The sequence below is a fragment of the Legionella quinlivanii genome (assembly GCF_900461555.1).
GTDB classification, from domain to species: Bacteria; Pseudomonadota; Gammaproteobacteria; order Legionellales; family Legionellaceae; genus Legionella_C; species Legionella_C quinlivanii.
In genome coordinates, this window is record NZ_UGOX01000001.1 from 1,174,482 (window position 1) to 1,192,622 (window position 18,141).

An 18,141-nucleotide genomic window follows, 5' to 3' on the forward strand; every position below is an offset into this window, starting at 1 on the left:
CAAATGGCAGGCAGAAAAGAAAACCTTAAGGCACTTTTTACAAATACTCGCTCGCGGGTCATTATTGTTTTCACAACGATACTGCTGGGCATCGCCGTAGTGATTGGTGTTATCAAGTTTATGGGTGCGGGTTCCGGGGGGCCAGGAGCTTCTGCAGATGTTCCAGGAACGCCTGCCATACAATCCATCCCGGGTGCATTAAATCCTACCGCACAATATGCAAAACTGCAGGAGTCTCAGAATGTCACTCAGGCTCAGAATGCTTTAAAAACTGGTGGAAGCGCTATTCCAACCTTAATACGCTCACAGCAAATTGGCAGTGGTGTCGGAGGGGTTGGTCTGGCTGGTAATGGGCAAGGCGGCGTTGGATTTTCAACTCTGGCGATGGAAGATGAAGCCGGAGCCCAGCGAAGCTTATGGCTTGATGAGCTAAAGAAAGGAAACTGTAACAAGTCTATAGTACAAAAAATTGTCAGTGAAGGGGCAAATATCTCCGTTCTCAAGCAGGCATGCTCCTGTATTCAGTTAAAGGCGGATGGATACCAGTTAGCCGATTTACAACAATCTTGCTCCTGTAAGGAATTGAAAGCGGCAGGGTTTAATGCCCGCCAGTTAAAAGATAACGGCTATACTGCAGGCCAGCTGCGCATTTGTGGCTTTGATGCCTGCGAATTGAGAAATGCAGGATTTACTGCCCAGCAAATGAAAGATGGCGGATTTACAGATGGTGAGTTAAAAGGCGCTGGTTTTTCTGATGCCGACATTAATAAAGCCAGCGGTTTGCCAGACGGTGTAACAGAGTCGGATATACGCAAAGCGGGCTGCGATGTAAATGCTCTGGAGCGTCTGCGCGCAGCAGGAGTTTCAGCATCTGCTATTCGTCGAACTAACGGCTGTAGTGCCTCACAATTAAAGGCGGCTGGATTCACCGCCCAGGATTTGAGAAATGCAGGTTTTTCTGCCGCTGATTTAAAAAATGCCGGCTTTACTCCCCAGCAGTTAAGACAAGCAGGCTACAGCGCCCGTGATCTCCTAAATGCGGGATATACTCCAGATGAATTGCTTAAAGCAGGATATACCCCGGCTGAAATCGTAGCGGCTGAATCAGAACTTCCTCCAGGAATTACTCCAGAAGATATCAAGACTGCTGGATGTAATAGTTCCGCCCTGACGAAAGAGCGTTTGGCTGGTGTGAGTGCCAAATTAATCAGACAATATGCTAACTGCAGTGCGCAGGCTTTGAAAGCTGCAGGCTTTACCAATGATGACTTGGCGAATGCAGGATTTACACCGGATCAGATTCGGGCATCTGGTGCTTTATCAGATGATGCCATCAAAGCGGCTGGATGTGATCCTGATAAGTTAAAGTCTCTGTATGCTGCGGGGGTTTCAGCTCGTAAAATAAAAGAACTCAATGGTTGTTCGGCCTCTGCTCTTAAAGCTGCTGGTTATGGCGCACAGGCCCTGTTGGACGCAGGTTATACTCCGCAGGAGCTTACTGCCGCCGGATTTTCACCAGATGAAATCCGAGCTGCCCAACAAGCGTCTGATGCAGCAATTAAAGCAGCAGGATGTGATCCTGACAAATTGAAAGCGCTTTATGCAGCAGGCGTTTCAGCCAAACGTATTCATGACTTGAATGGATGCTCTGCGGCAGCGCTGAAAGCGGCAGGTTATGATGCCAAATCACTTCTCGAAGCAGGATTCACTCCACAGGACTTGCTCGCCGCTGGATTCACTCCAGAAGAAATAAGACAAGCCCAATTGGCAACGGATGCTGCAATCAGAGCGGCAGGCTGTGACATTAATAAGTTGAGTGAGCTTCGCCAGGCAGGGGTTACAGCAAAACGTATTCACGATCTGAATGGTTGTAGTGCTGCAGTATTAAAAGATGCAGGATTTGATGCCCGATCACTTTTAGATGCTGGATTTACACCTCAGGATTTAAAAAATGCCGGATTCACAGCAAAACAACTATTGGATGCCGGTTTAACACCACAGCAGTTATTGCAAGCAGGCTTTACTCCAGATCAATTAAGACAAGCAGGCGTGAGTGCAGCCGATATTATTGCTGCCGGACGAGTGGCCGATTGCAGTCTTGCATCTCTTCAGGCAGCCCATGCCTCAGGAGTATCAGCAACTGTAATTAAACAGACCCTTGGGTGCAGTGCAGCCGCTTTAAAGGCTGCCGGCTACAGCGCGGCTGATCTTCGTGCCGCAGGCTTTACTGCTGCTGAGCTCAAAAATGCAGGGTTTAGTGCTGCTGAATTGAAAGCCGCCGGTTTTACCGCAAAAGAACTTCGAGATGCAGGTTTCTCTGCTGAGGAGTTAAAGGCTGCCGGCTTTACTGCGGGTCAACTGAAAGAAGCGGGCTACTCAGCCGCCGAGCTAAAGGCTGCTGGTTTCACAGCGAAACAATTGAAAGACGCTGGATATAGTGCCAAACAATTGAAAGATGCTGGTTTCAGCGCCTCCGAATTGAAGGCTGCTGGATTCAGTGCCAAAGAGTTAAAAGATGCAGAGTTTAGTGCCAGTGCATTACGAGCAGCAGGCTTTTCTGCCAAAGACCTGAAAGACGCTGGTTTCACTGCCGAAGAACTTAGAAATGCTGGTTATTCCGCTGCCGCACTTAAAGATGCCGGTTTCTCGGCAGATGATTTAAGAAAAGCAGGATTTAGCGACGCTGAACTTCAGGCAGCAGGTATACAACCTGGATCAGCGGTTGCAGGTCTTGGCGATAATCAAATTCCTGGGGTTACTTCGGGCGTGCCTGGCGTGCCTGGCTTGACTGGTGGTACAAATGCTGCCACAGCAGAAGCAGCAAACTCCAAACAGTTACAGGAAATATTGAATCGACAGAATCAGCAAATGGCAGATCAGCGTTATCAGCAACGCATACAGCAAAGAACTTCTGATATGATGAGTGCTGCAACAACCTCGATTCAGAGCTGGTCCAGAGTATCAGTGCAGGCTTATACAGCCAGCAGCGTTCCTGAAGAAGAGCCTAAGCCAGGTACGGCACTAATCCCGGGTACTCAGACAATTGCTGTTAGCAGCTCCGAGACAACAACCACAGTGGTCCAGACAGCTCAAAGACCTGTGATCAAAACAGGAGATATTATATTTGCTGTTTTAGACACTGCAGTTAATAGCGATGAGCCTGGTCCAATTCTGGCGACGGTTGTATCTGGGAAACTGAAAGGCTCCAAGCTCATTGGCAGTTTTACCCTGCCAAGCAATTCCGATAAAATGGTGATTAGCTTTAATACCTTATCAATGCCAGGGGTGTCACATACTATTTCAATCAATGCCTTTGCAATTGATCCGAATACTGCACGGACGGCTCTTTCAAGCAGAACTAACCATCATTATCTGCAGCGATATGGTTCCCTGTTTGCTTCCTCTTTCCTTGAAGGTTTTGGTAATGCGTTTCAGTCAGCAAATACAACTGTAACAGTGGGCGGTACCGGTGGCGGCGATAATATTACTGTACAGAATGGTATTGGCCGATCAGCACTGGAGAATGCGGTGATTGGTCTGGCAACAGTAGGAAAATCCTGGGGGCAGGTTGCCCAGCAGCAGTTTAATCGTCCGACAACCGTCGAGGTATGTTCAGGCACTGCAGTGGGTATACTCTTTACTCAAGATGTCACTTTAACAAGCTAAGCAGGGTAGGAAATGGCCGATAATTATCAAGGTAATGATGAGTATGAATTCACTGATCTGGATGCTCTGGAGCCAGAGACTATTGACAGTGATGAATCACAGCAATCGTCAACTGCAACGAAGAAGAAACCTTCTGATATTGGGCAGGCCAATGTGAAGCGAAATGCGCTGATTGCTATTGCCGTGATTGTCGTTGCTATGCTGGGCTACAAATTTTTGGGTTCTTTCTTTACCAGTAAGCCCAAAGCTGTAGACAGCAGCGAACCTCAGGTAAGCACTGCACCAGCCGTGAATACGAGCACTACGCCTGTGCAACAGCAGCCAGTGGTGGTTGATCAGGAGCCAGCAATTCCGACAACAGCAACGACAACCCCAGATACGACGACAACCACTACGACCAGTACGACAGAGGTGACACCAGCATCCAGTGACACATCTTCTGCGACTGATCCGCAGGTTAATCAGAAACTTTCAGCTCTTGAATTGAGCCAGCAAAATCTTCGCAGCGAAGTGAATTCTTTAAGCGAGCAGTTAGGTGGTGTTAATACCAGTATTACTGAATTAACGAATAAAATTAACTCTTTAAATCAGATGATCACCTCGATGGCTCAGAAAGTTGAAGAGCAGTCGAATCAAATTACAGTATTAACCGTGCGTACTCAACCCAAAAAGGTTGTTAAGCAGGTTGTGAGGCAAGTCGCTCCAAGAAATATTTATTATATACAGGCTGTAATTCCTGGACGAGCTTGGTTAATTGGTACAAATGGGTCTACACTTACCGTTAGAGAAGGGACAAATATCGCAGGATATGGGGTTGTCAGGTTAATCGACCCGCATCAGGGACGCATCGTTACAAGTTCAGGTCAGGTTATAAGGTTTAGTCCCCAAGACAGTTGAGGCAGATATGGGTGATGATGGCAGTGGTGGTTTAGTCTCTTGGATAACAAGTAACGCAAGTATTTTAAATAATCTCGCAGCAAATCTGCTCCCGGTTGAGCGGTTGGTGACTGGGGCGGCCTATCTTATAGGCATCGCCTTTGCGTTTAAAGCAATTTACAGTTTAAAGGTTTATGGCGAAGCAAGAACGATGATGTCTAGCAATACGAGTATCAAGGAACCAGCTGTTTATATAATGGTTGCTGCCATTTTGATCTATTTTCCAACTGGTTTGGACATAATGCTCAATACGACATTTGGTTCATCCAATATTTTGCAATATGCCCCTATGGATAGTCAGAACCAGGCGTTGGATTCTTTATTTGGTACAGGTAGTGCCGTAGGACAATCACTTTCCCTGCTGATTCAGGTGATTGGGGTTATTGCATTTGTGAGAGGCTGGGTGTTGATTGCCCGATCCGCCTCGCAGGGGCAACCTCCAGGAGGAACGGGAAAGGGATTAATGCATGTTTTTGGTGGAATCTTAGCCATGAACATTGTAGCAACGCTGGAAATGATTAATAATACATTATATGGTACGAGTTAAACTTAATTGAAATTAAAGGAGAATCACTGTGAAAACGCTGGCTGAAAAAAATACTTTAAATAAGCGGCTATTCGTTTGGTTTGCTTGTTTAGGGTTAATGGTTATGGCGGGGGAAGCCTTTGCATCATCCTCTCTTACTTTAGGGGGAATGGCTTCAAGTATCACAGGCTCCTTTGCCAGCCTGACACGTTTGATAACTGCAGGATCGTATCTTGCTGGTTTGGGGTTTTCTATTGGTGCTATTATGAAATTTAAGCAGCACAAGGATAATCCAACACAAATCACCATCGGTACCCCAATTGCGCTTGTTCTAATTGGGGCTGCTTTGCTATTCCTGCCAACAATATTAGGAATTGCCGGAGCTACTATGTTTGGCGGCAGCGGTGGACAAACTGCAGGCCCAGGTGGATCTGTGTTCACCAGTGGTTCAGGCTCATAAGAAAGTCGAAGGGTATTATTTTCAGCGGTTAATCCGGCTGAAAGTAATACCCGCTGTATCCCAGAAATTGAAGGTAATAAAAACTTTATGGCTGCCAATCAGGAACGCAATAAATTAAGGCTCGTAGCGAGCCCTGGTGCATGGCGTTTATATTCTGCCAGAAAGGCGGACGAACGCTTTAAAGCGTATGAACAAAAAGTTCTTCTACGCGATCGCTATACCTGCCAGTTTTGCGGATTTCAAGCCAAGCTTTTTCAAGAAGTCATCAATCTTGATGGCAATTATACAAACAATAAAATTTCCAATATGGTCACCGCCTGCTGTTTTTGTGCTCAGTGCTTTTTCATTGAGTCAGTGGGGGTCGGCGGTTATGGTGGTGGAACGCTTATCTATCTTCCAGAACTTCAGCAATCCGAGTTAAACAGTTTATGTCACGTCCTTTTTTGCGCGATTACCAACGATACTGGCTATAAAGGCAGTGCACAGAATATATATAGAAGTTTCAAATTCAGATCACAGGCCGTGGAGGACAAATTTGGAGAGGGAACCAGCGACCCTTCCATTTTGGGTCAACTGATTATTGATTCTGGTGCGACTTCACCAGAAATCTCAGACAAGTTATTTAATAACATACGATTACTTCCATCAAGGGCTAAATTTAGAAGGCAAATAGAGCAATGGGCAGCCAGCGCCTTGGAGGAAATGGCTGAAAATACTTAGCCAGTCTTGATTTATCACATCAGCACAAGCATTATTTAACAGGCAGGTTACTAGGAAAAGCTATGGCGAATTGGGCGGATTCATTTTTTGAAGGGGTTGATACTTTTTTTGCTTGGCTAAGCACTTCCCTGAAACAGACTACCGAATCGTATCTGGAATTAGAAACCGCAGATAGTCCTACGGTTTTGGTTAATCATGACGGTTCCCTGTTATCAATTTTAAAGATCGAAGGCGTTACAGCCCTGGCTGGCGCAGAAGAGTTTGAGCACCTGGTAGAAGGTTTGAGTAATGCGTTTCAGGGAGCTATGGGGCGTCCAGGACATGCTCTGCAAGTTTTGTTTAGTCATGATAAGCAAAATATTCGTAAGGTCATTAAAGATATTTATGGACCTGCTGAAGGTACAGCACAACGGCTAAAATTAAATCTTGATGATTTATTTAAAGAAAGAATCGACTACCTATCCCTTTATTGTGCTGAAGAGCGTGTATATTTCGTTTTGCTGACCAGACCATTTAATCTTCCCTCGGATCAATTGAAAACGGCTAATAAAACCAAATTGAAGATGCTTAGAGATTCCAAAGCACCCCCTTTTAAGAATTCTCAGACAGTATATGCGGCCATACCGGAGTTACGCGATACCCATGACGCTTACGTGCGAGCGGTCATGAATGATTTGGACAGCTTGCATGTTTTTGCAACATTGTTGAAAGTTCATGATGCGGTGCATGCTATCCGCATGACAGGCGATCCGGATTTTACCAGCGATGATTGGCGTGCAACTCTGCCAGGCGACAAGATTTATCCTAAGGAAATTAACAATTTCGAGGGTGACGCTTCTGATTTGCTATGGCCGCCATTGTCCAAACAGGTTCTCCCTCGAGATGCGGAAATTCTGGATTTACGTACTGTACAAGTTGGCGACAAAATTTATTCTTCCGTGTTTATAGATCTGTTCCCCAAGGAAATTCGGCCATTCATAACTTTATTTGCCCGAATATTGCCTGCTCACATTCCCTGGCGAATCTCCTTTTTGATTGAAAGTGAGGGCCTGGATACTATTAAATTAAAGGGTTTATTGGCATCGATTCTAAGTTTTTCCTCTGCGCAGAACCGATTGATCAGTGACTCAGTTAACCTCTTGAAATATTTGCAGTTGAACACCGATGATGCCATCGTCAGATTAAGAGTAGTAGCAACGACCTGGGCAAAAGAAAACGAGATGGCTCTTCTTAGACGCCGAAGCTCTGAATTGGTCAAGGCAATTCAGGGTTGGGGTTCTACTGAGGTTTCTGAGGTATGCGGCGATGCCTTTGCTGGTTTCGTTTCCAGTATGCTGGCTGCGACCACGCGAAGCACGGCCGTTCCTTCAGTTGCGCCATTGACTGATGTCATTAGTATGCTGCCGATAACCCGGCCTGCATCACCCTGGAGCACCGGGGCATTACTGTTTCGTTCACCTGATGGCAAGCCTTGGCCATTCCAACCGGGTTCAACCCAGCAAACGACCTGGATTGACCTCGTCTATGCACGTCCTGGTTCAGGTAAGTCAGTTTTATCGAATGCGCTGAACCTTGCCCTTTGTCTTTCAGGCGGATTAACCCGTCTGCCACGAATTGCGATTATCGATATTGGGCCATCCAGTAGCGGTCTGATTTCTCTTTTGAGAGAGGCATTACCTGCTTCGCAAAGACATCTGGTAGCGTATCACCGTCTTCGCATGACTCCTGAGTATTCGATTAATCCCTTTGATACTCAATTAGGCTGTCGTTACCCTACAGCTCTTGAGCGTTCGTTCCTGGTTAACTTTTTAACCTTGTTAACTACCCCGTTGGGAGCAACCAAACCTTATGATGCTATGCCCGATTTGGCCGGAATGGTGGTTGATGAACTTTATAAAAGTTTTGCCGACGAATTTAATCCGACCCCCTATGCGCCAGGTGTGGAAGAATTTATTGACTCAATTTTAGAAGAAATCGGCTTTGTTCGTGATTCCAAATCAACCTGGTGGGAAGTCACCGATGCCCTGTATTCGGCAGGCTTTGTACATGAAGCGATGCTGGCGCAGAGATACGCGATGCCTCTCCTTGCTGATGCAGCTTCAATTTGCCGCACGCCGTCTATTGAAGATTTGTATGAGCGGGTTGTCGCACCTACCGGGGAATCACTAATTAGTGCCTTTTCCCGTATGATCTCGGGTGCTGTGCGTGAATATTCTATTCTGTCGCGAGTTACCAGTTTTGATATCGGTGATGCCCGTGTGGTTTCCCTCGACCTTGATGAAGTGGCGAAAAGCGGGGGGGATGCTGCCGATCGGCAAACATCTGTCATGTATATGCTGGCTCGTTATGTATTGGCTCGGCACTATTATCTGACAGAAGAAAGTATGGGAACAGTACCTGATCAATACAAGGAATATCATAAAGAACGAGTTTTGGAAATTCGTGAAGATCCGAAGCGAATTGTATACGACGAGTTCCATCGTACCGCGAAATCTTCAGCCGTGCGTGATCAAGTAATTGTCGATATGCGGGAAGGAAGAAAGTGGAAGGTTCAGATTTCATTGCTCTCTCAATCTGTTGATGACTTTGACCCTGTAATGATTGATTTCGCTACTGCAATTTATATTATGGATGCAGGACCCTCGCAAGCTGTTGAAAAAACCAGCCAGATTTTCGGTTTAACCAATACGGCCAAAATTGCCCTGCGTACCCGAGTTCATGGACCCAGACAGGGCGGGGCTACGTTTCTGGTGCAATATGCGACTAAAACCGGGGTTAACGTTCAATTGTTAACACTGACTCTTGGCCCGATTGAGCTTTGGGCATTTAGTACTACTGCCGAAGATGCGGCAGTCCGTAATCAATTGTATCGCCATATAGGCCCTTCCGAAGCCAGACGGTTTCTCGCTGCCTTATTCCCTAATGGCTCGGTTGCAAAAGAAGTAGAAAATCGCCTGATCATGATGAAATCTGAGGTGGGTCTGATTGAAGAAGATGCGAAAGCGAGCGTCATTGAGCAGCTGGTGAATGATTTGCTCAATGCTTATGCTAAAGATCCAAATATGAAGAGTCTTCCAGGGAAAATTGCATAAATTGCCTGAAGTTATGGCAATTCTGTAGATGGGGGCCCTTGGCCAAATGACGCTGCCTTAAGACTTTACCTACGTCCCTCGTAAGAGCCTACGTACCCCGCTTTATGCGGGGTATCCCTAACAATGGTAGTGAGTTTTAAAATGCTTTTGCCAATCAGACGCATTACTTGGATACCCCGCATAAAGCGGGGTACGTAGGCTCTAATAGGATGGTTAAATTTTGTGACCATCTCTCAGGGACAAGCCGAGGGACGTAGGAGTATGGGTTTAAGCCTTAAGGCAGCACCATTAGGCTCTTGGCCCAATCTACAGTATGCGGCAATGCTGCGCCTTAAAGGCGCTTCTCGCCGTCTTTGGAATCATCCCTTTGCAATATCCTTTTTCAGACTGAAGCCAGTTAAAATACCGGGGCTGAAGGGATTAATCTGATTTTGCGTTTTTAATAAGTAGCGGCCAGAATTGCCATTGACTTCAAAAAGAATCTGCAGGCTGCTGCTGTCATTGCTGTCAACGAGCACATTCACTTTCTGCAGCATTTTAAAAAAGGCCCAGGTGCCAGATTCTTCCAACTCGTAATGATTCCCTTCAATAGAGCTCAAGCTAAGTTTGGCGCCGCGTTGAGGCCAGGTAAACTCAGTATCGGATTCACTGTTTTGGTTATCAGACAAGGAGGTTTCGCCAATGGTTAGCTGAAAATTGGAAACGACAGGATCCAGATTTATTTTTTGCAGGGAAAAATCAATTCGGCTGGTTTCTGAATCGTCAGGAAAGAACATGTTGCTAATAACGTTTGCCCTGATTAATTCATTAATCAGATCAGTCGAAACAGGCATCATATAGCCATTTAATTCTTTGGGTTGCCATTGGGCATGGCTGGTATCCAGAAAGGGTTTCAAATAATGGGTAACGAAACTATTTAAAGTGCCATGCGGTGAAAAGAAGTGGTCAAAATCTTCCAGTACAATTTCTTCCTTCTCAGCTGGATCCAGTGGATAACGTTTGGCAATAGAGTTTTTATAGACGCTATAAACTCGCTTGTTCCATTGTTTATTCAGGAAGTCTCGACTTTCATTAATAAAAATGAACCAGGTATCGTCTGCAATTTGTTTAGCCCAGCTGGCAATGGGTTCTGGCAGCTGACGCGAACGGTTATACAGCGAACTGAGTGGATCAGTCATTGTATCCCCGCGAAAACGAGCCTGGGTGAGATCAAAAACGGTTTGTCCCTGATCATTGACTAATGACAACGTGGTCAGGAATTTTTCCAGTTCGCTGATATTAATGGTTAACTCTTGTGCTGCAGAGCTTGTCATCAGGTTTAAGCCAGTAAACTGGCTCGCGATCTTCTGGTTGAAGAGGCTGGAATTTTCCGCAGCCTCCGGACTGGTTTGTTGCTGAATTAATTGAACCAGACGTCGAATGGAATCAGATTGTTCCAGCGTCTGCGTCAATTGTCTGGCTTGCTGATAGCCTTGATAATGCTGTGGACGAGTACGCCTTGTAAAGTTTAGCCACCAATTGCTGTAGTCAAAGCAGTAAGCCTGTTCAAGCTGGGCTTGCAGGTTATCCAGATCCTGACGTGCAAGCACCCAGTTTTCTTTTTGCAGGGTTGCGGTAATCTGCGGCAGCAAATTGCTTACTTCGCCAAACCCGGTTTTGGTGAAGTAATCCGGTACTTCTTTGGCCGCCAAATCAAAACCTTCCACGTTAATGGATGTTTTTCCCTGTGGAAATTGGGCTTTGGCTAGAGAGTAATAAAGATAAGCTGCGGGCAGGGCGTTGAGATAATTGCGCGCGTCGCTGACAATCTGCTGATTGATTGCAAGAGCCTGCCTGGGCTGTTTTAAAGCATTATGCAGCAAGAGAAGCTGCTTATCATTATAAAAAGCGGCATTGGTAGCTTTCCAATAATTACTAAACCAGTCTGTTACTTCGGCTTCGGAGAAATGCTCCGGCTCACCCAGCATTAAATAAATTTTCAAGGCCTGATAACGAGCCAGTTGCGTTTCAGATGGATTGGATATCACATCTTCCAGAGCGGCTAGCACATCGGGTAAAAAGTTGTTATGCAGCTTGTTGAGTGTACTGCCATGCAATTGAACTTTGAGTTGCTCGAGAACAGGGTGGGAAACAAAGCTTGGAGGAATCAGGTTCAGTTTGGTTTCCGCTTGCGATAAATGATATAGGGCTGTAGCCAAATCTTTATTTTGACTACTTAGTGTTTCATAGGCCAGAAGCTCTTTGCTGGCATCATCAAGCAGCTGGGATGTTTGGCTATATTGATACCAAAGACCTGTCAGGAATACGGTTACCAGCGCAGTGGTTCCAAGGGCTGCAATTTTATGACTTCTGGTTAAGCTTGGGTTCAGCTTTTTCGTTTGATCCTGGAATGCCTTGATTGGGCCTTCAATAAAATAAGCTCGATAATTGGTGGATTGCGGATATTTATCAGGAATGGTCAGGGCATATTCATGCTGGATGCGCTGGTTTAATCGATCGACAGACAGGCCTCCTTGTTCAGCACTGGTAAAATAGACAGCTTGTACACGAAATTCTTTCGCTATCAATTGCTGAATTAAAGTTTGCACTGGAATACGTAAACTGGCTAACTGCAAGGGAAACTCGCGTATTAAAGTTCGTTTGACACTCGAGCGGGCAGGATGCAGTTTGTTAATGGTTTCCTGACTTAAAACCTCAATCATGCGATCGAACTGAAGGCGGTATTGTTCAATAAGCTTTTTCGACTGCATGCTGTGGTCGAGCGAAAAGCCCAAGGGTTTATTTAAATCCTGAACGTGTTCTGATTGAAAGAATTCACAAAAACCGGCTAGTGTATCTAATTTGGTAAAAATAACAGCAAGTTCGGTCTGATACCCCAATGCTTTGCTAAAGCGTTCCAGCAGATGGGCATGCGATTTACATTGATTGGCAATTTGAACCGGTTCAGCCATCAGCAGATCACGGCTATCTACACACAATAGAATGCCGCTGATACGAAGGCCGCGATGGCAGCGGTTGAGTTGTTTTAAATTGTGATGAAGAAGATTGTCTGTTTCATGAAGCCAGGTTTCACCCAACTCTAAAATAATGCCGTTATTATTGTAGAAAAAATTGGCACCGTTTAACTCATCCACAGGGTGATGATTTAGTTGAGCCTGCTTAAGCAAGGTGGTTTTACCCTGATGGCTTTTTCCAATAACCAGTAAAAAGGATAAGGGAGTGGATTGAGGTTTTAAGAGATTAATAATTTTTTTAAGTGCGTCACATAACGCTTGCAAAGATCTGTCCATTAGTTTTCCAGTTTCGCCGTAGCGGTATGACCAAATTGAACCATTTTGGCTTTATTTTCGACTAGCAGATAACTAAGTCCATAACCAGCTACTAAAATACATAAGGAGATAATGGCAACGACTATAAATGGTTTATTATTATTTACGCTGCGTTCCGGCTTTTTATGTTCTTTAAACAAACGGTAGGGTTTGTTGACCCGGTATTGTTTAATGAGTTGGAATAATTCCTCAATCAGATTATCCAGGACTTGCCGGCCATCGGTACGGCAGTGTTGTTTTCCTTCAAATCCGGTTATCAGACAGTAATAGGCCAGTTCAATCAGATCCAGGTATTGATTGGGCCTTTCCTTAATATGATTAACAATGTCGAAAAAGCGCTCCTCTGGCCCAATCCCGTTATGAGAAAGCGGAGTGAATGCCTGAAACTCGGCAGGAACTCCATATAATCTAAGATAACTTTTTCCCAGGATTTCATCGATGGTTGCACAGAGTAAATAATGAGCAATGGCATTCAATTCATCAGAATAAGCCTTTCCATGCAGACGACTATCAAAAGCAAGAAGTTCATGCTCAACATTTTCACGAAGATCAGCAATAGGTGGGAGTGATGGGCTTATACATAATCGCTCTAATAAGGACAATACTGGTCCTGCCGCAGCCACTAAAGGATTAGTAGTGAAGGGGGCAATAAATAATTTGGAGCGATAATAGCCATGAGCAGGTAAAGGTTTGCCCATAATCGATAAATTGCTGACAAGTGAGGCCGAAATTGACTCAGCTGTCATATTCTGACTCCAACTTACTTCTCAAGTTAATGAGGATAAAATTAATCAAGCAGCGTGATACACCTGAGCTTATCTGCTTAATACAGAAAGTGTATCGATAATACGTGATCTCGCGTACCTTGTCGATAAGACAAAAAAGATTAATTTTCTTCAGTAAACAGATGATGAAAATATCTGTCAATCCAGTCTTCACCGAGAAATTCCATAGCATCTTCAAGAAAATCAGCCAGCTCATCTGCTGAAAGCTGGTGCGCCTCATGAGGATTCTCGATGTCATGGTGGAAATACTCTCCCCAATACTGCTGACAAAATTCGCAATAATCTCGCGTATTCAGGATAAAAAAATGCCAGAGATCGTCCAAGTGCAACAATGGACCAAAGAGATAAGTCGCTTTATCCAGGCTTTTGCGATATTGGGTAAGCCACATCCAGCCGAGTAAATCCTTCCATAATTGCTGACATTGCTGAAGTGATAAGCTGGGATTGTTCGAAGCATAATGCTTAACGATACGCTCGTTATAGGCGCCTAGCAAGGTGCTTAGCGGTAACAGGGAGCTCATCGAAAACGACAGCAGCTTTTTCGCCAATCCTTATTGTTAGTGATGGCGGTAACAATCCGGCAAATTTTTTCTTGTTTTGTCATCATTTATCTCCTATCTCTTAATGAGGCGGCTTTAAGATAAAAATCGTGTCAGATAATTTGAACATCAAATTAGCCATAAATCAACCAGTTTTATCGATTGATTTTATCTATAGAAACGATAAAAACGTTCTATTTTACTAATCGATTGGACTCAACTACATTTAGGATAGAGAACAGAAAGGAGAGAAAAAATGATTACTGTAGGCAACCGATTTCCCCCATTCCAGTTAAAAGCAACGGTTAGCAATGAAATTAAAGAGGCGTTTACCACCATTAATAATGAAAGCTTTGGCGGTAAATGGCTGGTCGTTTTCTTTTGGCCTAAAGATTTTACCTTTGTATGTCCCACAGAAATTTCCGCATTTGGAAAACTGCAAGCTGAATTCGCAGATCGCGATGCGCAGATTCTTGGCGTAAGTATTGACAGTGAATTTGTGCATTTGGCCTGGAGAAAACAGCATCCTGATCTACATGATTTACCTTTTCCAATGCTTGCAGATATCAAGCGCGAATTAAGCGGCAGCCTCGGCATCCTTGACGAGCAGGAAGGTGTAGCGCAGCGAGCCACGTTCATTGTAGATCCGCAGGGAATAACCCGCTTTGTCATGGTTACTGATTTGAATGTTGGACGTAATCCTCAGGAAGTATTACGTGTTCTTGATGCCTTGCAAACCGACGAGCTTTGTCCTTGTAACTGGAAGAAAGGCGAAGAAACTATCCATATTCAGGAGTGATATCATGCTGACAGCTATAACTGAACGTTTACCGGAAGTTGCGAAAGATGTCAGACTCAATTTGGGTAAAGTATTGGATTTGGATCAAACCGATGGCTTGACCGCTCCACAGGTGGCTGGTTGTGCATTGGCTGTTGCCTATCATTTAGGCGATCAGTTACTGATTGAAGAGTTTGAAACACTAACCAATGATCCTGCATTGGTCAATGCGGCAAAGCTCGCTGCCAGCCTGATGGCGATAAGTAATATTTATTATCGTTTTACTCATTTAAGTGAACAGCCTGAATTAACGCAGATTCCTGCCGGTTTGCGAATGCAGGGTATGGCCAACCCTGGAGTGGACAAGCTAAGTTTTGAAATGATGTGTCTTGCCGTTTCAATATTAAATGGCTGCGGTGCTTGTATGAGTGCGCATAGCAGTCAGTTGGTACAGCACGGAGTGCTTGCGACGTCTCTGGCAAGAATAGGGCGCATTGCCGCAGTCACTCATGCTGCTCATGTAAGTCTTAGATTGTAACTTTCAGTGACTATTTAATAACACCGCATCCCAGGCGTGAACCGCCTCCACCCAGAGGCGGATTATCGCTGTAGTTATCACCGCCAGCATGAATCATCAGGGCAAGATTTTTAAGATCGCTGGTTTTTAAACGAGGAGCTAATAAAGGTGTACTTGCCTTTCCATTTTCCATTACAAACAGGACTGGCAGATCACCTAAATGGCCATTAGCATAAGGCCCTTTATGCTGGTTGGTCTTCTGCGGATCAAAATGGCCGCCTGCTGCCATACCGGCTTCACTGCAATCAGCATTTTGATGCAAATGAAAACCGTGTGCTCCAGAGGGAAGATTATTTAACAAGGGAATAATCAATAGACCATATTCAGTATCTTTAAAGCTTACCTGACCTAATGGCTTATTTTGATCGGTGGTATAGACGGTGGTGGTAATTTCCTGAGCCCAGACAGCCGGGTTTATAAAAAAGCAGAGTGAGAGGGAAGTTAATGTTGTTAAGAGCGTCTTCAAAATCATTTCCTTATCTTAGATACAATATCCTGCTAAAGGCCCGATTCTAAAATACTGAGAAAAAAATAGCTAGGCTGGCAGGGCATGTATGATCTTTTCCATTGCTTGACAAAATAAATCCAAAAAAATACCATTCTGGCCAATTTATATAATTGTAGGCAATGAGATGTCCCTTGAGCAGCAAATACAAAGAATCAGAGAGAATGATCCAACACTGACTAGTCTTGACCTGACTTCGCAAGCCCTTACAGACAGCGATTTTCAGAACCTATCATTAGCATTAGCTCAAAATACTCATCTAAAATCGTTAGAACTCGCTAAAACGAATCCCAGCAATGCGGGTTTATCGTATCTCTCAACGGCATTGAAATCCAATAATAGCTTAGAATCACTCAATTTAGGGGGAAACGAACTCCAGCAGAAAGGATTGGAATATTTATGTGAAGTGCTTCGCGTAAACCAGTCTTTGCGGACCTTAGAACTCCACCTCGGTAATAGCGGTTATCCAGAGCAGGAGCTTTTTCTGAGTGCTCTGCTAGATAATTACTCCTTACAGGATCTTTATATTAATTATAACGGTGCTCTTAAACCTGGTTTTCTGATTTCAGTGATAAAAAATGGTGAACGAAATAAAGCGCGAGCTGCCAATCCAAAACCTGCATTTGATGATAATTTCTTTTTTAAAAGCCCTACTTCTTCTGAACATTATGTATTGGAGCACAAGATAGAAACAATAGGGCGTTTATTATCAGGGATCTTTGTTATAGGTTTTCCGATCGCAGGTACGAGAAAAAACGAACAGCGCCAAATTGACCATAATAGGTTCGCAGGGTTTTCAGAACTGGTCAAATCACTCAGCCCGGCTGAAATTGATCTATTATTTCAAATCGTGACAAAGGTAAGGTTAAATGATTTATATCTGATTGATTTTGTCAACTGCTTGTTTGATCGCCATCTGGGCAAACTTAAAAATCTGGCTGGAAATCTCTATAGAGAGTTTGCTCCACAAGCATCTTCCTTGCTAATTAAAGAAGCTGTTTCTCGATTTATTGAAGGATTTTACCATAAGATTGTAAGTGGGTATCCGGAAATATTAATTAGAACCTGGCTGGTTCAATACCGTGATCCTGAAACAGAATTACCTTCCAGTGACACCGCCAGACAGCAATTACTTGAAAAGGCATTGCGGGAAGCCGCGGCAATAGGCGATAGTCATTCAGTCAGGCTTTTAACTCATTATGTTAAACAGGTAAACAAGGTCCACTCCTCCGGAATAACGCCGTTGGATTATGCTCTCTCTTATGCCCGGGGACCTGAGAATGACTCCTGCGTTCAGCTGTTGAGGCAAGCTGGCGCAATTGCATTAGACCTAAAGGGTAAAAAGCCGCTTTCAGTGGAAGAGCTGGATCTGGATTCAAATAAACAGCTGCTGTCTGTAACATTTAAACAAGTGCTGGGTAAAATTTTGTCATCTACATTATTAGCTCTTAATACGGAGCCTATTGTATCGATGCCTGACAAAGAGGTTTCCGAGATAAATGACTATCATATTAATGAATGCTTATTGGAACTGGCAAATGAACTGAATGAAGAAACCATCAGGGAGCTTCAATCATTATCTGCTGATAAAGATTGCGCGACGAAAATTATTAGTTATCTTTGCACACATTATCATACAACTCTTGAACAATGCATCCGTGCTCTTTGTAAAAATGCCGAACCAACTGCATCCGAAGATCTTGTTAATTCAAGCGTTGCAAAAGCAATGACCTTAATCACAGAAAAACAAAAAATCGAAGAGGGAACGAGAATACAAACTGAGTCCGATAAACTGATTAGAGTGTGGGTTAAAGCCTATCGGTCAATTATGAGCCCTATACCTGCTGAAGAAGAGAAGAGACAAGAACTCTATGTGCTGGCTTTAAGTGGCGCCATTCATGCCGGCGCTGCAAACGATATTCAGAAACTCATTGGGCTTGTAAAAGATCTCAATACACCAATCGGTCCGCTGCGACGTACTGTGCTTCATCATGCCGTTATTTATGCGAATGAGAGTGCAGACTCTAATCCTTTCTTTCTGCTGATACAGAAAGGCGCCAGTTGGGATTTCAAAGATAAACAGGGGCAGACTCCAGTTGATTTGTGGGATTTAGAAAATAATCCTGATCCCGTGGTCAGCAATCTAATGTTGAACAATGGTCCCTCGTATCATACCTGTATTAAACCATAGGCTTTGTTAACCTAAGCAGGGGCTTTGGCACAGCCCC

13 protein-coding genes are annotated in these 18,141 nt (G+C 44.3%); 9 read left to right on the forward strand and 4 right to left on the reverse strand.

From position 1 onward, the window contains the following. Positions 1-3: 3 nt before the first annotated feature. The 6 genes from dotG (at position 4) to DYH61_RS05020 (ending at position 9,400) form a co-directional block, all read left to right on the forward strand. Positions 4-3,666, forward strand: a complete 3,663-nt coding sequence (gene dotG / locus DYH61_RS04995; RefSeq protein WP_058508964.1) for a type IVB secretion system protein DotG/IcmE — start codon at positions 4-6, stop codon at positions 3,664-3,666. Between the two features lie 12 nt (positions 3,667-3,678). Beyond that, entirely contained in the window at positions 3,679-4,563 is an 885-nt protein-coding gene (gene icmG, locus DYH61_RS05000; protein ID WP_058508965.1) for a type IVB secretion system protein IcmG/DotF, read from the forward strand. A gap of 7 nt (positions 4,564-4,570) precedes the next feature. Further along, positions 4,571-5,149: a hypothetical protein gene (locus tag DYH61_RS05005; protein WP_058508966.1), complete on the forward strand. Its 579-nt coding sequence runs from the start codon at positions 4,571-4,573 to the stop codon at positions 5,147-5,149. A 97-nt stretch (positions 5,150-5,246) separates the two neighbouring features. Continuing rightward, entirely contained in the window at positions 5,247-5,588 is a 342-nt protein-coding gene (locus tag DYH61_RS05010) for a type IV secretion protein IcmD (RefSeq protein ID WP_083499299.1), read from the forward strand. An 87-nt stretch (positions 5,589-5,675) separates the two neighbouring features. Continuing rightward, on the forward strand, positions 5,676-6,308 hold the full coding sequence (icmJ, locus tag DYH61_RS05015; protein ID WP_058508968.1) for a type IVB secretion system protein IcmJDotN: 633 nt from the start codon (positions 5,676-5,678) through the stop codon (positions 6,306-6,308). Positions 6,309-6,370: 62 nt separating this feature from the next. Then, positions 6,371-9,400, forward strand: coding sequence for a type IV secretion protein IcmB (locus DYH61_RS05020; protein ID WP_058508969.1), 3,030 nt, complete (start codon positions 6,371-6,373; stop codon positions 9,398-9,400). A gap of 359 nt (positions 9,401-9,759) precedes the next feature. Here the strand turns inward: DYH61_RS05020 and icmF are convergent, their stop codons facing one another. The 3 genes from icmF to DYH61_RS05035 all read right to left on the reverse strand — a co-directional run bounded on the left by icmF (position 9,760) and on the right by DYH61_RS05035 (position 14,035). After that, positions 9,760-12,690: a type IVB secretion system protein IcmF gene (gene icmF / locus DYH61_RS05025; RefSeq protein ID WP_058508970.1), complete on the reverse strand. Its 2,931-nt coding sequence runs from the start codon at positions 12,688-12,690 to the stop codon at positions 9,760-9,762. Beyond that, positions 12,690-13,475, reverse strand: coding sequence for a type IVB secretion system protein IcmH/DotU (gene icmH / locus DYH61_RS05030; RefSeq protein ID WP_058508971.1), 786 nt, complete (start codon positions 13,473-13,475; stop codon positions 12,690-12,692). The genes icmF and icmH overlap by 1 nt, the downstream gene beginning before the upstream one ends. Positions 13,476-13,615: 140 nt before the next feature. After that, positions 13,616-14,035 carry a glycine-rich domain-containing protein gene (locus DYH61_RS05035; RefSeq protein WP_065236192.1) on the reverse strand — a complete coding sequence of 140 codons (420 nt, stop codon included), beginning with the start codon at positions 14,033-14,035 and terminating at the stop codon, positions 13,616-13,618. Positions 14,036-14,309: 274 nt separating this feature from the next. Between DYH61_RS05035 and DYH61_RS05040 the strand changes: the two genes are divergently transcribed. Beyond that, positions 14,310-14,852 (forward strand): peroxiredoxin, encoded by a 543-nt coding sequence (locus DYH61_RS05040; protein WP_058508972.1) that lies wholly within the window; start codon positions 14,310-14,312, stop codon positions 14,850-14,852. Positions 14,853-14,856: 4 nt separating this feature from the next. Beyond that, positions 14,857-15,369: a carboxymuconolactone decarboxylase family protein gene (locus tag DYH61_RS05045; RefSeq protein ID WP_058508973.1), complete on the forward strand. Its 513-nt coding sequence runs from the start codon at positions 14,857-14,859 to the stop codon at positions 15,367-15,369. A gap of 10 nt (positions 15,370-15,379) precedes the next feature. On the opposite strand, the gene DYH61_RS05050 is transcribed toward DYH61_RS05045, so the two are convergent. Then, on the reverse strand, positions 15,380-15,826 hold the full coding sequence (locus DYH61_RS05050) for a superoxide dismutase family protein (protein ID WP_407927368.1): 447 nt from the start codon (positions 15,824-15,826) through the stop codon (positions 15,380-15,382). Between the two features lie 214 nt (positions 15,827-16,040). On the opposite strand from DYH61_RS05050, the gene DYH61_RS05055 reads away from it, so the two are divergent. After that, the gene (locus DYH61_RS05055; protein ID WP_058508975.1) at positions 16,041-18,104 is read left to right on the forward strand and encodes a leucine-rich repeat domain-containing protein; all 2,064 of its coding nucleotides are present in this window, start codon (positions 16,041-16,043) and stop codon (positions 18,102-18,104) included. Positions 18,105-18,141: the final 37 nt, after the last annotated feature.